The organism is Symbioplanes lichenis, assembly GCF_030709675.1.
GTDB classification, from domain to species: domain Bacteria; phylum Actinomycetota; class Actinomycetes; order Mycobacteriales; family Micromonosporaceae; genus Actinoplanes; species Actinoplanes lichenis.
Genome location: NZ_JAUZQD010000001.1, coordinates 351,395 through 367,131, shown reverse-complemented (window position 1 = coordinate 367,131; position 15,737 = coordinate 351,395). Strand labels below are relative to the sequence as shown.

The 15,737-nt window shown below is 72.6% G+C and carries 10 protein-coding genes; 7 read left to right on the top strand and 3 right to left on the bottom strand.

Annotation, left to right across the window (positions count from 1 at the left end; all coding sequences use genetic code 11):
- Positions 1–108 precede the first annotated feature (108 nt).
- Positions 109–1,167, bottom strand: coding sequence for a WD40/YVTN/BNR-like repeat-containing protein (locus tag RAN62_RS01570; protein WP_305782599.1), 1,059 nt, complete (start codon positions 1,165–1,167; stop codon positions 109–111).
- A gap of 113 nt (positions 1,168–1,280) precedes the next feature.
- On the opposite strand from RAN62_RS01570, the gene RAN62_RS01565 reads away from it, so the two are divergent.
- From RAN62_RS01565 to RAN62_RS01550, 4 genes are all read left to right on the top strand, one after another.
- Positions 1,281–1,871, top strand: coding sequence for an antibiotic biosynthesis monooxygenase (locus RAN62_RS01565; protein WP_305782598.1), 591 nt, complete (start codon positions 1,281–1,283; stop codon positions 1,869–1,871).
- Positions 1,872–1,974: 103 nt separating this feature from the next.
- The gene (locus RAN62_RS01560) at positions 1,975–4,692 is read left to right on the top strand and encodes a diguanylate cyclase domain-containing protein (protein WP_305782597.1); all 2,718 of its coding nucleotides are present in this window, start codon (positions 1,975–1,977) and stop codon (positions 4,690–4,692) included.
- A 543-nt stretch (positions 4,693–5,235) separates the two neighbouring features.
- Positions 5,236–6,195: a non-homologous end-joining DNA ligase gene (gene ligD, locus RAN62_RS01555; protein ID WP_305782596.1), complete on the top strand. Its 960-nt coding sequence runs from the start codon at positions 5,236–5,238 to the stop codon at positions 6,193–6,195.
- 120 nt (positions 6,196–6,315) lie between these two features.
- Positions 6,316–9,840, top strand: a complete 3,525-nt coding sequence (locus RAN62_RS01550; RefSeq protein WP_305782595.1) for a S8 family serine peptidase — start codon at positions 6,316–6,318, stop codon at positions 9,838–9,840.
- Here the strand turns inward: RAN62_RS01550 and RAN62_RS01545 are convergent.
- On the bottom strand, positions 9,828–10,820 hold the full coding sequence (locus RAN62_RS01545; protein ID WP_305782594.1) for a helix-turn-helix domain-containing protein: 993 nt from the start codon (positions 10,818–10,820) through the stop codon (positions 9,828–9,830). The genes RAN62_RS01550 and RAN62_RS01545 overlap by 13 nt on opposite strands.
- A 166-nt stretch (positions 10,821–10,986) precedes the next feature.
- Between RAN62_RS01545 and RAN62_RS01540 the strand changes: the two genes are divergently transcribed.
- Entirely contained in the window at positions 10,987–11,904 is a 918-nt protein-coding gene (locus RAN62_RS01540; RefSeq protein WP_305782593.1) for a hypothetical protein, read from the top strand.
- Here RAN62_RS01540 and RAN62_RS01535 read toward each other — a convergent pair.
- A complete protein-coding gene (locus tag RAN62_RS01535) occupies positions 11,897–12,415 on the bottom strand; it encodes a hypothetical protein (RefSeq protein WP_305782592.1) in 519 nt (172 codons plus the stop codon). The two genes, RAN62_RS01540 and RAN62_RS01535, sit on opposite strands and share 8 nt — an antisense overlap.
- Before the next feature lie 167 nt (positions 12,416–12,582).
- On the opposite strand from RAN62_RS01535, the gene RAN62_RS01530 reads away from it, so the two are divergent.
- A complete protein-coding gene (locus tag RAN62_RS01530) occupies positions 12,583–14,694 on the top strand; it encodes an MMPL family transporter (protein WP_305782591.1) in 2,112 nt (703 codons plus the stop codon).
- A 10-nt stretch (positions 14,695–14,704) separates the two neighbouring features.
- Entirely contained in the window at positions 14,705–15,388 is a 684-nt protein-coding gene (locus RAN62_RS01525; RefSeq protein ID WP_305782590.1) for a carbonic anhydrase, read from the top strand.
- Positions 15,389–15,737 lie beyond the last annotated feature (349 nt).

Sequence of the window (15,737 nt, the reverse complement as noted above, 5' to 3'; positions counted from 1 at the left end):
GGTGGCTGGCGGGGCGAAACCGTGCGGCCGGCGCGCTCGCGCTCGGCGACCGCTGGCGGCTCAGGCTCCGCGGAGATTCCGTGGATCATCGCTGCATGGCATTGTCGGTCATCGCTTCCAGGTCAGTGGGGCCACGCGGCCCTGCTCGCCGCTGGCCCAGCACGACTTGCCCGCGCACAGGACGGCGTCGAAGCTGCCGCCGTCGAACTCCCGCCACGTGCGTCCCCCGTTGTAGCTGATGTCGCTGCCGGTCGGGCCGACAGCCAGTGCGGTCGACGAACTCAGCCAGGCCGCGCCCGAACGGTATTCGCCCGGCTCGGTGCGGGCCGACTGCCAGGTGCGGCCGCCGTTGCGGGTGGTGGCCGCGGCGTCCGGGGCGGTCTCCGGCACCGCGTAGTCGCCGCCGACCGCGATGCCGTGCCACGGGTCACGGAACGCCAGGCTGTAGACGCCGGCGCTCGGGCCGCTGGGGATGCCGCTGTCGGTGACCCGCCACGTGCGTCCGCCGTCTCTCGTGGCGAACACCCGGGCGCGCTCCCCGCCGCCGGTCGCGAACCACGCCCGGCCCGAGCCCGCCCGGTCCGCGGAGACCAGGCAGGTGCCGCTCGCCGCGAAGGCGAACTCCCCGGCCAGCGCCGCGGGCATGCCGGTGGACGGGCGCACCGCCCACGTGCGGCCCCCGTCGGCGGTCGCGAGGATGCGGAACTTGCCGCCGACCGGGTCGGATAGGGCCAGCCCGTGCCGCCGGTCGAGGAAGGTCACGCAGTCGTAGAACGCCGCCGGATCGTCGTTGCGGAACGTCTCGGCCCAGGTGCGCCCGCCGTCCGACGTCGCGTAGAGACGGGACTGGTCGCCCTCGCCGATGGTCAGGGCGACGGCGTGATCGGCGTCGAAGGCTTCGATGTCACGGAACTGCAGGTCGGCGGTGCCCGGCGGGTCGACGCGCTGCCAGGTGCGCGCGCCGTCGACCGTACGCAGGATGGTGCCGCCGGAGCCGGCCACCCAGGCCACGCGGTCGCTGACCGGGGCCAGGCCGCGGAAGCGGGCGGTGACGCCCGTGTCGGACAGCCGCCACGCGGGCGCCGGGGCGGACGAGGTGAAACCGCTGGTCGCGGCGAGCACGAGCAGACCGGCCGCGGCCATCGAGAGCTTTCGAAGGCGTGTCATGGTCAGCGAACCTACCGGCCGCCGGCGATCTTCGCGGAGGGCCTGTGGATAACTTCGGCAGTGAGGCGATCATCACGGCGCGGCGTGCTCGTCGTGCGGTCCAGAATGTGGGAATGGAAACCGCCTCCCCGCCGCTCGCCGTGACCGTGGCCATCACCCGCCGGGCCGACCCCTCACGCAACGCGGAGATGCTCGCCTGGGTCCGGGCCGGCACCGCCTTGGCCGAGCACTTTCCCGGTTTCCTCGGCGTCGGCTGGGTCCGCCCCGCGCTCGGCTCCACCGAGTGGCACATGCTCTACCGCTTCGCCGACGCCGACGCCCTGCACGCGTGGGAGGAGTCACCGCAACGGCAGTGGTGGCTCTCGTCGGCGCAGGGCATGGTCGAGCACACGCGCGTCGAGCGGCGTACCGGAATCGAAGGGTGGTTCGACCCGCCCCGCGAGCACTCGGTCGACGACCTCACGCCGCAGCCGTCCCCGCCGCCGCGCTGGAAGCAGGCGGTGACGATCTGGCTGGGCTTCTTCCCGCTCAGCGTGGTGGCTGCGATCACGCTCGGTCAGATCCTGGCCGACTGGAATGTGGTGCTGCGCACTCTCGTCACCACCCTGTGCCTCACCCCGCTGATGACCTACTTCGTATTGCCGCAGGTCACCCGGTCCCTCCAGTGGTGGCTCCAGGGTCAGCCGCCGCCCTGGCGCCGCTGACCGCGATTTGCACCTCCCGTAACGAGAGGGCGCATCAATGGACCCGGCGGGTTTCCTCCAGATTCGCCGCCGCCGTCCGATGGGCTCAGCCGAGGGAGGACCGATGCGCCTGCGCAACTGGATCGCCGTCGTCGTCAGCGTGGTGCTGCTGATGGCCGTCGGGGTCGTCGGTGTGCTCGTCAACCGGTCGGCCCTCCGCGCCGCCGACACCGTGCACCGCACCGACACCGAGGCCCTCGCGGTCAACAACGCCACGCTCGCCGGCCAGATGCAGCTGCTCGCGGCCAAAGACCTCGCGGCCTTCGCCGCTGGTCACGCTTTCCGCCTCGCCGCCGGCGACGTGGATGACAGAGCTGCCCTCGAGGGGTACGTGGCCGAGTCCGCACTGTTTCCCTATGGCGCCATGTTGTCGGGGCCCGACGGCACCGTCCTCACCACCACACGCGCCAACCCGTTGCCCGCCGCCGCGGACGACGGCTATCAGGTGCTCCGCACGTTGCTGACCGAGGGCAAGCCGGCCTTCTCGCCCGTGATGACAGCGACCGCCGCGGACGGCACCCCCGTCGCCGTGCAAGGCGTCGCCGTGCCCGTCGTGGTGGACGGGGCGACCGCCGGCATCCTCACCGGGTTCAGCCGGCTGACGACCACGACGCTGCAGGCCTACACGGCGAAGCTCAAGAGCACCGCCCACCTCACCACGATCGTCGACAGCACCGGGACAGCCGGCTTCAGCAGCGAGGCGGGCGTGGTCGGCACCAAGGTCGACTCCGCGATCGTCGCGGCGGCCGTGGCCCACCCCGGCGGCTCGACCTACGTCGAATACACGGCGGGCGGCACACGCCAGATCGCCGTCGTCGTCACGGGCGATCTGCTGCCGGGCGGCTGGGCCTATGTGCGCACACAGTCCCGGGCCTCGTTCGACGGCGCGGTGCACAGCCGCAGCCAGACCATCAACCTCGCGCTGCTGGCCATGCTGGTGATCGGCGCGGTGGGCATCCTGATCCTCGGCTATCGCTCCCAGGTCCAGCGGCGCCGGGCCGACGAGCGGTTCCAGGCCCTCTTCCAGCACGCCCCAGACATGGTCGCCGTGCTCGACGAGGAGGGGCACGTGGCCTTCTCGAGCCCCAGCGCCGCGTCGGTGCTGCACTTCCCGCCGGGCTCGCTGCAGGGCAGCAACGTCTTCGACCTGGTCCATCCCGACGACCGCGCCCGCATGGAGGAGGCCTTCGCCGGCCTGCGCAGCCGCCGCGCGGGAGTGCTGCGGCTGCAGACGCGCATCCTCAACGCGGCCGGCCAGCCGACCTGGTTCGAGTTCACCGCTTCCAACCAGATGCACAACCCGGCCCTCGCCGGCATCGTCATCAACGCCCGCGACATCTCCGAGACCCGCGCCTTCCAGGAACGGCTCGCCCACGAGGCCCAGCACGACGCCCTCACCGGCCTCCCCAACCGCCGCCGGCTCCAGGACGCCCTCGGCTCCTCCCTGCGCGACTCCCCGGTGGCTGTGCTCTTCGTCGACCTCGACGGCTTCAAGCCCGTCAACGACCGCTACGGCCACGAAGCCGGCGACGACCTCCTCCGCCAGGTCGCCGGCCGCCTCACCGCCTGCGTGCGCGACCGGGACGTCCTCGCCCGCGTCGGCGGCGACGAGTTCGTGGTCCTCATGCCCGGCATCACCACCCCCGCCGACGCCCGCTCCATGAACGCCCGCGTCCGCGAAGCCCTCGAACACCCCTTCCGCGTCCTGGGCCACGAGGTCCGCATCAGCGCCAGCGTCGGCATCCACCTCGCCGCCGCCACCGACGACCCCGACCAGGCCCTCCGCGCCGCCGACCACGCCATGTACACAGCCAAGCGCCGCAACGGCGGCCGCGCCGCCCTCCCCGCCGCTCCCGCTCCCGCCCCGGCCCCCGCGTCGACGTCGGCGTCGGCCCCGCACCCGGCGTCGGCCTCGGTCCCGGTATCGTCGCCGCCGTTCCCCGCCTCCCCGACACCGCCTCCCGCGTCGTCGTCGGCCCTCTCCGCCGTTGCCGCGTCTGCCCTCGTGCCCTCGTCGACCCTCCCGCCCGCGCCGGCACCCGCAGCCCCGCCTGGCTTCGGCGCCGCGCAGGCTACTGGTGCCGTTGCCACCTCGGCTCCCACGGCATCGTCGAGCTTCATCGCCACATCGGGTCCGAATGCCGCGCCGAGTTTCGCTGCTACAGGGCAGCCGGTTGACGGCTATGAGCTGCTGCAGTCCTCCGATGAAGGGTTCGCCTCTGCCGCCGCGCCCCGCTTCGTCGCCACGGTGACTTCCGCCCAGGCTCCGTCGGCCCGCCTCGCCGCGGACGACCGAGACTCGTCCGGCTGGCCTGTAACAGCTTCGACGTCCGGCGGCTGGCCTGTGACAGGCGCGACGTCCGGCGGCTGGCCTGTAACGCGTTCGGCGGCGAGCAGCTGGCCCGCGGCTGATTCGGCGGGAAGCGGCTGGGGTGCGGGCAGCCCGAGGCCCGCGGCCTGGAGCGCGAACGCCTCGAACACGACGGCCTGGCGCGCGAACGCCTCAACCTCCCCGGACCGGAGTGCAGACGGATCTGCCTCTGCGGGTTGGCGAGCAGACGAGTCGCGAGTTGCCGGTGCGGGGCGTGACGGGGTGCGACCTGCGGTTGGGGGTGCGGGCGAGCTGGTGTCCCGGACGGCGTCCGCGATTTCCGGGGACGCGACGGACTTCTCGGCAGCGGCTGTCGGTCATGTGAGCGGCGAGGTTGTGCCTGTGGGGCCGTTGCGGGTGGCCGGCTTCGTGCGTGATGGGCGCAGCGGGCGGCATCGAGCTGGGGACTGATCGCTCACGAAAATTGTGAGCGAGTCGGCCGCGAGCGCTGCCACCGCGAGCGCTGCCGCCGCGAGCGCTGCCGCCGCGAGCGCTGCCGCCGCGAGCGCTGCCACCACGAGCGCGCCGTCACGAGCGCTGCCGTCACGAGCGCTGCCAGCGCGGGGCGTCGTTGCGGGCGCCGGCGCCGTGAGGACTGCTTGACTGGGGCCTTGTCGCGAATGTTGCCGGCGCGAGCGCGCTATCGCGGGGCGTCGTTGCGGGTGCCGCCGTTGCCGGCATTGCCACCACGGGCGCCGCCGTTGCTGGCACTGCCACCAGCGGGCGCCGCTGCTTACGTTGTTGGTGCGGACGTTGCCGTCAGCGAGATTGTTTCGGCGGCCGTGGCGGGGACGGCTTTTGCGAGTCGTTCGGGGGACGGGGTCTTCGGGGGCTTCGGGGGTCTTTGGGCTGGCGGGAGTTGGTGCGGGCGTGGGGCGGCCGGGGGTGGGGTTCGGCGGGGTGGAGGTGGGGCGAAGGGGAGCGGCGGGCGGGGGGAGCCGATACGTTGGGGGCATGGCCTCGAAGACGCCCGCGGTGGAGGTGGAGGCGGGGGAGCACTCGGTGCGGATCTCCAATCCGGACCGGATTTACTTTCCCGAGCTCGGCCTCACCAAGCTGGACCTCGCTCAGTATTACCTCTCGGTGGGCGACGGCATTGTGCGTGCGCTGCGGGAGCGGCCTTGCATGCTGCACCGGTTCCCGGACGGGCTGGCCGGGGAGAAGGTGCATCAGAAGCGGGTGCCGCACGGGGCGCCGCCGTGGTTGGAGACCGTGCGGGTGACGTTTCCTCGGTACAACCGGCATGCCGACGAGTTGTGTGTGACCGGGGTCGGGGCGGTGGTGTGGGCGGTGCAGATGTCGACCGTCGAGTTTCATCCGTGGAATTCGCGGCGGGCGGATGTCGAGCGGCCCGACGAGTGGCGGATTGATCTGGATCCTATGCCCGAGTGCGACTTCGCGACTGTGCGGCGGACGGCGCATGTGGCCCACGAGGTGCTCGACGAGCTGGGGATCACCGGCTTTCCGAAGACGTCGGGCGGGCGGGGGATGCACATCTATGTGCGCATCCGGCCGGACCGGGACTTCGCGGACGTACGCCGGGCTGCTCTGGCCTTTGCTCGTGAGGTCGAGCGGCGGGCGCCGGAGGAAGTGACGACGACGTGGTGGCGGAAGGACCGGGATCCGAAGGCGCTGTTCGTGGACTACAACCAGAACGCGCGGGACCACACGATTGCCAGTGCTTATTCGGTGCGGGGCAACCAGCGGGGGACGGTGTCGACGCCGATCCGCTGGGACGAGGTCGACGACGCCGAGCCGGACGACTTCACGCTGCTCACGGTGCCCGCCCGGTTCGCGGAGCTGGGTGACCTGCACGCGACGATCGACGACACCGCGTACGACCTGGGCCCGCTGCTGGAATGGGCCGAGCGCGACGAGCGGGCCGGTCTCGAGGGGCCCGCCGCGCCCGACTGAGCGCCCGGGCGTCTTTGTCCACATCGCGTCATGGCTACTTGTGACCAGCGAGACGAAACATGGATGTCGATTCAGGGACCGCATGATGCGTGGCAGTGAACCACGCATGAAGGAGTCCCTATGCTCGGCCGTCTGCTAGCCGGCGTCCTGATCGGCGCCGCCGCGATACCGGCCCCCGCCGTCGCGGGCCCCCTCGATGCCACCCCGTCACCCAGCCAGCCGGCGACGAAAAGCCAGCCGGCAACGACCGGCCAGCCGGCGGCAAAAGGCCAGCCGGCTGCGAGCAGCCAGCCGGCGACGAAAAGCCAGCCGGCAGCACAAGGGACAGGCGCGAAGACGATCACCCTGGTCACCGGCGACCAGGTCCGGCTGACGCCCGCGGGCGGGAAGGCCGCCGTCGCGATCACCCCGGCGCCGGGCCGCGAGCGGATCACGTTCCACACCTTCGAGAACGACGGCGGCCTGCGGATCGTCCCGGGCGACGTCATCCCGCTGCTGGACGCCGGCCGCATCGACGCCGAGCTGTTCGACGTCGAGCACCTCCTGGCCGAGGGCTACGGCGACGCGGACTCCGCCACCCTGCCGCTGATCGTCACCGGCGCGGCCGCCGACCAGCGCGTCATGAGCACGATGAGCAGCATCGCGCCGGCGAAGACCGAGCTGGCGGCTTGGTGGCAGCGCCAGGCGTCGGCCCGCACCACGGGCCGCACCATCTTCCTCGACGGCAAGGTCAAGGCCGTCCTCGATCGCAGCACCGCCCAGATCGGCGCCCCCACCGCGTGGCAGCAGGGGCTCGACGGGCGCGGCGTCAAGGTCGCCGTGCTCGACACCGGTGTCGACGCCACCCACCCCGACCTCGCCGGGAAGATCGCGGCGGCGGCGAACTTCAGCACCAGCCCGGACACCGTGGACCGGTTCGGCCACGGCACGCACGTCGCGGCGACCGTCGCGGGCACCGGCGCGGCGACGACGACCGGGACGAAGCGCAAGGGCGTCGCGTACGGCGCGGACCTGCTGATCGGCAAGGTGCTCGGCGACGACGGCTACGGCCAGGAGTCGGACATCATCGCCGGGATGCGGTGGGCCGTCGCCCAGGGCGCGAAGGTCGTCAACATGAGTCTCGGCGGCGGCGCCACCGACGGCCTCGACCCGATGAGCCTCGCGGTCGACGAGATCAGCGCGTCGAGCGGCGCGCTCTTCGTCGTCGCCGCGGGCAACGACGGGGGCGAGTCCACGGTCGGTACGCCCGGAGCCGCCCCGGCCGCCCTGACGGTCGGCGCCGTGGATCGCGACGACAAGCTCGCCGGCTTCTCCAGCCGGGGCCCGCGCCTCGGCGACATGGGTCTCAAGCCGGAGATCACCGCCCCGGGCGTCGGCATCGTGGCCGCCCGGGCCGAGGGCACCGCGATGGGCGACGTGGTCGACGACAACTACACCGCCGCGTCCGGCACGTCGATGGCCACCCCGCACGTCGCCGGGGCCGCCGCGATCCTGGTCCAGCAGCACCCGGACTGGTCCGCCCCGCAGATCAAAGAGGCCCTGATCAGTACGGCCAGGACGGCCACGGACGTCAACGTCTACGGCCAGGGCGCCGGGCGCACCGACCTGGGCCGGGCGACCACCCAGCAGGTCGTGGGGACCGGCATCCTCGACTTCGGCCAGAGCGACAAGCGGACCGGCACGATCACGTACCGCAACTACGGCGCCGCGCCGACGACGTTGACGCTGGCCCGGAAGGGGCAGATCACCCTGGACAAGGCGCAGGTCACGGTCCCCGCCCACGGCACGGCCAATGTCACGGCGACGGTGGACACCAGGACGCCGGGCATCTTCAGCGGCTGGATCACCGCCACGGCCACCGGCGTCAGTGTCACCACGGCCGTCGGCGCGGTCGTCAACGGCCCGATCCACCAGCTGACGGTCAAGGCGATCGGCCCCGACGGCAAGCCGGCCCTCGTCCCGGCCCTCGAGCTGCGCGGCGACGACAGCCGCTTCGACACGCTCGCGTCGCAGGGCGGTCAGGCCACGTACGACCTGCAGGAAGGCTCTTACATCGTCGACGCGACCATCGAGTCCTCGACGTCGCAACCGCAGAACGAACAGTCGTGGTTCGTCGCGTTGCCGGAGGTGAAGGTCACCGGCGACATGACCGTGGTCCTGGACGCCCGGAAGACGAAGCCGATCGTCATCGAGACGCCGAAGCCGTCCGAGCAGCGGGCGATCCTGAACTACTACTACCACCGCGAGACCGCCACGGGCCGGCGGCTCTCGCACGGCGTGATGCACTTCAGCGCGGTCGAGAAGGTCAATGTCGCCGCGACGAAGCCGGTGACCGAGGGCAGCTTCGAGTTCTCGTCGCGCTGGCAGCTGGTCGCGCCGCTGGTCCGGACCAACCAGGCGATCGACGCGAACCTGCTCGGCCTGTCGCCCTCCTTCGACGGTACGCGGCGCTACCCGCTCGTGAAGGAGGGGACGAAGGACCTCCGGGGCAAGGCCGTGGTCGTCCAGGGCAGCTGGGAGAAGGACGAGAGCGAGCAGGTGGCCGCGGCGGCCGAGGCGGGCGCGCAGGCGGTGCTGCTGATCCGGCCGGCCGACTTCACCACGTGGACCGTCTTCGACCCGACGATCGAGGAGCGCCTGCCGATCGTGACGCTGGTGCTCAAGGACGACGAGGGACAGCGGCTGCTCAAGAAGCTGCCGTCGACGCTCGACCTGACCCTCACCCCGTCGAGCCCGTACCTCTACGACGTGCTGCAGGTCTCCGCCGGTCGCATCCCCGAGCAGATCGTCCACAAGGTCACCACCGCGAACAGCAAGCGCATCACGACCACGTACGCGGACAACGGCGGCTTCGGCTGGGTCCGCGAGCAGCGCTACGGCTGGCGCCCGTGGCAGGACTACACCCTCGACGAGTCCCGGCCCGTCCGGACGCCGTCGGTGCGCGAGGAGTGGGTGACGACGGGCGACACGACGTGGCAGCACCAGGTCCACGACGCCTATCCGACGATGATGCTCGGCGGCGCCCTGCAGGGTGGCTTCTTCGACGAGCCGCGCAGCTTCAAGCCCGGCACGGCGAGCGAGTCGTGGGCGGCTCCCGTCGTACGCCCGGCCGACCTCGGCACCACGCGCACCGGTGACGTGCTCAACCTCCACGTCGGGCTCTTCGTCGACCGCGACGGCCACGTGCAGGCGGCGAAGCCGTCCGACACCGTCACGGCCACGCTGGAACGCAACGGTACGAAGCTTGCCGACCTGCCCACCGGCACCGCTGACGTGGTGACGGGCAAAGAGCCGGCGAGCTACCGGCTGACGGTCACCACGGCTCGGAGCAACGAGGATTGGCGACTTGCCACCCGTACGCAATCGGTGTGGGGTTTCTCCTCCGCCCAGGGCAAGCCGCCGCACCTGCTGGGGATCGGTTATGAGCCGGGCGTGCTCGGTGTCATGCTCAAGCCGTCCGCCAAGCTGGCCAGGCTGGAAGTCGAGTTCTCGACCGACGGCGGGGCGAAGTGGCGGCAGGCGGTGATGCTCGGCACCACGGCCCTCGTCACGCCGGGCCGGACACCGGTGTCGCTGCGGGTCACGGCCAAGGACATCAGCGGTAACACGCTCACCCAGACGGTGATCGACGCCTACGGACGCTGACGACCGGGGTCCGCCGGGGTGGGCAACCAGCCCCGGCGGGCCGCCTGGAACGCGAGGCCGGTGCGGGTGTCCACCCCGGCCAGGTCCATCAGCCGGTCGATGCGCCGCTGCACGGTGCGCTTGCTCACGCCGAGATGGGTGGCGATCGACTTGTCCGGCATGCCCGACACGAAGAGCGACAGCAGCAGCACCTCGGATTCCCCCAGGTCGGAGCGCGGCGAGCCGTCGGTGGTCAGCGGCGTCGCCCGTTCCCAGTAGCTCTCGAACAGCGCCACCAGCGCGTCGAGCAGCTCGCTGGACCGGATCAGCGCCGCCGTCGGCTCGCCCACCCCGCGCGACTCGTCGGGCACGAGCGGGCAGATGGCCAAGGAGCGGTCGGCGATCGCCAGCCGTACGGGCAGCACGGGCAGCGTCCGTGACTCCTCGCCCGCCCGCCCCGACTCGAGGATGCTTTCCAGCTCGCCGGGCCGCTCGAGCAGCTCCCGCTCGTAGATGGCGCGATAGCGCACGCCGCGGGCCAGGGCCGAGCTCTCCTCCGCGTTCTCCGGACCCGCCATGGCGAGCGGGTTCGCGCGGCAGAACCACAGGATCTCCTCGCGCGCCGAGTCCTGCATCTCCCGGATCCGCTGCCGCAACGCCTTGGCCCCGACCACCAGCTCGACCAGGTGCTCCGCGTCGCGCCGCCGCGCGTGGGCCCGATAGTCCTCGCTGAGCGCGGCGACCACCTGCCGGGCGTTCTCCAGCTCCTGCTGGCGCCGCAGGAGCGAGTCGCCGAGCGCCACATCGGGCGGCAGCGGGTGGAAGACCGGCCCCGGACCGGCCAGGCCCTTGAGCCGCAACGCCTCGAGCACGGTCGCGGCCTGCTCGGGCGGCATCGCGTCGTGCGCGGACAGCTCCTCGGCGCCGGCTGCCCCGAGCCGCACGAGCAGGCGGTAAGCATGCTGCTCCGCCGGCGACAGCAGGCCCAGATCAACATCCATGCGGCCCACTGTACGAAGACCGGGCACCGCCGCGGAGGTTCCCCCGAACGGAGTACTCGCCGGGGTCCACCCAGCGGGAGATCGTCCAGCTCAGGAGCGGTTTCGGGGCGCTCGGCGGGGCGCCGGGCGGGTGGCCGCCGACTGGTCACGGTGCCAGCATGTGTCAATGCGCCCCGACCCCCGCGAGACCTCGCCCGAGCCACCGTCCTGGTTCGCGCCCGACGGGCCGGTGGCCGGGCAGCCGCCGCCGAGCTGGCCGGTCCCCGCGGCCCCGCCCACCGGCCCGGCCGCGGCGCCCGCCGAGCCGGACGCCGGCGTGGTCCGGTCGCGGGCGGCGGCCATCCGCGGGGTGGCGGCGGCGTCGGGCGGCCGGCGGGTCTTCGCGGGGGAGCTGCCCGACCGGCCCCAGCAGCGCCGCATCTCGGAATGGTCCGCGGCCCGCTGCGACGAGGTCGCCGGCGACGTGGCCCGGGGCGGCCTGTGGCGCTTCACCGAGGTGGTCGCCGACGTCCTCTATCCGGGCCTCGGCGCCGCGGTGGCCGCCGCCCAGCGGGTCACCAAGTGGGGACCCCAGCTGCTCGGCCTCAACGACGACCGCGGCGCCGACGTCAAGGTAGGGCTGGTCGGCTCGGACAACCTGGGCCTCTGGGTCCTCTTCCGCACCCGGCTCGGCCAGTCCGACCCCGGCCCGCGCCCGCCCTGGTGCACCGACCTGCCCGTCGGCCCGGCCGGCACGCTCGGCGGCGAGGGCGTACGCCGGGAGTCCGCCGTCATCTCCGGCATCGAGGACGTCAAGCCCGCCGACGTCGCCGGCCTGCTCCTGATCCCGCCCGCCGCCGGCGCCGACACCCGCCTGCTGGCCCGTGTCGACGTCGGCCGCCGCGCCGGCATCGTCGCCGTGGACTCCGGCGACGGCAGCTGGCAGCGCCGCCTCTTCTTCACCGTGGTGCATCCGCCGCGCCGGGGCGACCGGCACCACGAGCGCTACCGCGTGGTGTGCCCGACCTGCGGCCGCCGCCGGCTCGCGCAGTTCCGCGGCTTCGACGTCTGCTCGGACTGCGGCTGGCTCGACCTGGCTAGCTGATCCGCAGGAGGGCAGGATCCACGCCGAGCAGGCGCAGCAGTTTGTCGTGGCGTTCCTCACCGCTGAGATCCGTGGCGGCCAGCACGGCGGTCAGCCTCGCCTCGTCGACCGGCCCGGCGGCCAGGGGTGCGAAGGCCGACGCGTCCACTCCGTAGGGTCCGGACGGCACCACGGCGCTCCGCGGATAGGTGCGGCCCAGCCCGTCGAAGAGGACGTCCTCGTCCTCGTCCTCCTCGACGATCGACTGCTCGCTGAGATAGTCGTGCACCGACCGGCCGTCGCGGAACACCCCGGCGACCAGGAGCTCGGAGTCGATCACGTCGAAGGTGGCGGCCACCGCGCCCGGCGCCCGGGTCAGCCGGCGGGCCAGGCCGGCCGTGTCGGCGTACCCCTGGTGGGCAAGCGGGACAACCGCCCAGAGCTTGTCGGTGACGGCCCGGACCACCGCGACGTCCGCCGGAATGTCGCCGGGCTCGCCGGTCGTCAGTATGGTCTGGAAGCTGCTGCCCATCGCCGCAGCATAGGTGGGGTCATCGGCCGTTCGGGGGACCACCCGGCGATGATCGGAGCGAGTCGGAGATCAACGCCCCTGAATTACCCCTGAGCTGTCGGTTTCCGGCCAGGTCCGGACCCGGAGCGAGCCTAGGCTCGGCCACTCGTCTAGCTCGGGGGAGCGTCATGGCTTGGCTGGTGTGTGGACGGTGGACCAAGTGGGTCGTCCTGGGGTTGTGGGTGGTGGTGCTGGCGATCGCCGGGCCGCTGGCCGGGAAGCTCACCGGGGTCCAGAGCAACGACAACGAGGCGTGGCTGCCCGGGGCGGCCGAGGCGACGCAGGTCGCGGATCTGCAGGCGCGGTTCGGGCCGGACGACATCGCGCCCGCGGTGGTCGTCTACGAGAGTGACGCGGCCGTCACGCCCGCGGACCAGGCCGCCGCGAAGGAGGCCGTCGCGCGGCTGCAGCGGGTGCCGGGCGTCGAGGGCCAGGTGACCGGGCCCGTGCCGTCGCAGGACGGCAAGGCGCTGCAGATCATCGTGCCGGTCAAGTTCGACGAGGACGGCTGGGAGAAGCTCGCCGACGTCGCCGACGACATCAAGACCGCCGCGGGTACGGGCACGGGGCTGGACATGCACCTCGCCGGGCCGGTGGCGACCGCCGCCGACAGCGCCGAGGCGTTCGAGGGCATCGACGGCACGCTGCTCTACACCACGCTCGCCATCGTGACGATCATCCTGCTGATCACGTACCGGAGTCCGGTGTTGTGGCTCCTCCCCATCGTGTCCGCCGGCGTGGCCCTGATCACGGCGCAGGCGGTGATCTATCTGCTGGCCGAGTACGCGGGCCTGGTCGTCAACGCGCAGAGCGCCGGCATCCTGACCGTGCTCGTCTTCGGCGCCGGGACCGACTACGCGCTGCTGCTCGTGGCGCGCTATCGCGAGGAACTGCGGCGGCACCACGACCGGCACGAGGCGATGGCCCTCGCCCTGCACCGGGCCGGTCCCGCCGTCATCGCCAGCGCCGCCACCGTCGCCATCGGCATGTCGTGCCTGATCCTGGCCGAGGTCAACTCGACCAGCGGGCTCGGGCCGGTCGCCGCGCTCGGCATCGTCGTCGGGCTGCTCGCGATGATCACGCTGCTCCCGGCGCTGCTCGTCATCTTCGGCCGCTGGATCTTCTGGCCGATCCGGCCGCGCGAGGGCACCCCGGAACCGACGGCGACCGGCTTCTGGGCGCGCCTGGGCACGCGGATCGCGCGCCGGCCCCGTACCGTGTGGATCGCCACCGCCCTCGCGCTCGGCGCCATGTCCCTGGGGTTGTTCCAGCTCAAGGCGGACGGGCTGCCGCAGGCCGAGCAGTTCGTCAACACGCCGTCGTCGGTCACCGGCGAGGAGGCGCTGGCCCGGCACTTCCCGGCCGGTCAGGGGCAGCCGCTGGTCGTCATCGGCGCGAGCGGTCAGAGCGCGCAGATCCGCGCGGCGGTCGCGGCCACACCCGGCGTCAGCGAGGTCGGGCCACCCGTGACCAACGGCGACCTCGTCATGTACGAGGCGGTGCTCGCCTCCGCCCCGGACAGCGACGAGGCGATGGCCACCGTCGAGCGCGTCCGCGACGCCGTGCACCCGATCGGCGACGCGCAAGTGGGCGGCATGACGGCGATGGTGCTCGACATCAACAACGCCAACTCGCACGACAACCGGCTCATCATCCCGCTCGTACTCCTCGTGGTCCTGGTGATCCTCGGCCTGCTCCTGCGCGCGGTCGTCGCGCCGCTGCTGCTGATCGCCACGGTCGTGCTGTCCTTCGCGGCCGCGCTGGGCGTGAGCGCCCTGGTGTTCCGGCACGTGTTCGGCTTCTCGGGCGAGGACACGTCGTTCCCGCTCTACGTGTTCGTGTTCCTGGTCGCCCTGGGCATCGACTACAACATCTTCCTGATGACCCGCGTACGGGAGGAGGCCCAGCAGCACGGCACCCGCCGCGGCGCCCTCATCGGCCTCGGGGCCACCGGCGGCGTCATCACGTCCGCGGGCATCGTCCTCGCCGGCACGTTCGCGGCGCTGGGCAGCCTGCCCCTGGTGGCCTTCGCGGAGATCGGCTTCGCGGTCGCCTTCGGCGTGCTGCTCGACACCTTGATCGTCCGCTCGGTGCTGGTCACCGCCCTGACCCTGGACATCGGCCGGGTGATCTGGTGGCCCAGCAGGCTCGCCCGCCACCCGGACTCCCCGGCGCCGGTCTCCCCGGCCCCGGCGGACCGCGACCGTTTGATTGAATCGACGATCATCCCTCCCTCCTGAGGAGACCGTCGTGCTTCACTCCCGTCGTTCGCTGCTGCTCGCCGGTGGTGTCGCCGGTGCCGGTCTGCTCGTCGGCGCGTCCCCCGCGCCGGCGGCCGATCCGGCACCGGTCACTCCCGGCGCGGCGCTCGCCCGGCTGCTCGCGGGCAACCAGCGCTTCCTCACCGGCCACGCCCGGCACCCCCACCAGACCCTCGCCGACCTGCACGAGCTCGCCGCCGGCCAGCACCCGTTCGCGATCACCGTCGGCTGCGCCGACTCCCGGGTGTCGCCCGAGGTCCTCTTCGACCAGGGCCTCGGCGACATCTTCGACAACCGCGTCGCCGGCAACATCGTCGACGACCTGCTTTTGGGCAGCACCGAGTTCGCCGTCGAGGAGTTCGGCACCCCGCTGATCGTCGTCCTCGGCCACGAACGCTGCGGCGCGATCAACGCCACCATCGACGCCATCGAGACCGGCGCCACCGCCCCCGGCCACATCGGCACGATCGTCGACGCCCTGCGCCCCGTCGTCGAGCCGATCCTGGACCACCCGGGCGACGTCGTCGACAACGCCGTCCGCGCCAACGTCCGGGCCCAGGTGAGCGCCCTCCTGCGCCGCAGCGAGCCGATCGCCGCGCACGTCCGCGCGGGCACCCTGCGCGTCGTGGGGGCGCGCTACGACCTCGACACCGGAGCCGTCACACTGGTCTGACCATGGCTGCCCCGGACGACGCGAGCGACGCCGCGAACTGGTCGGGCGGCTTCTACGAGCTGTCCCTGACTCTCGGCGCCGCCGACGACGCCCGGCTCGACCGTGCGGTGCGTCACCTGTGGCGCGCCGCGGCGGTCCAGGGCCCCGAGCCCCGCGTCGTCCTGGGCGATCACCTGCGCGGCACACTGACCCTGCCCACCGGCGCCCGCGTCGTCTGCGGCAGCTACGCCTCGCGCTGGGAGGACGTGGACACGCTGCTGCTCTACCTGCCGCTCGGGGCGCTGGCCCGCACCGACCGGCGCATCGGCGGCTTCCCCTTCGACGCCCGCAGCGGCGCCGAGTCGCTGGC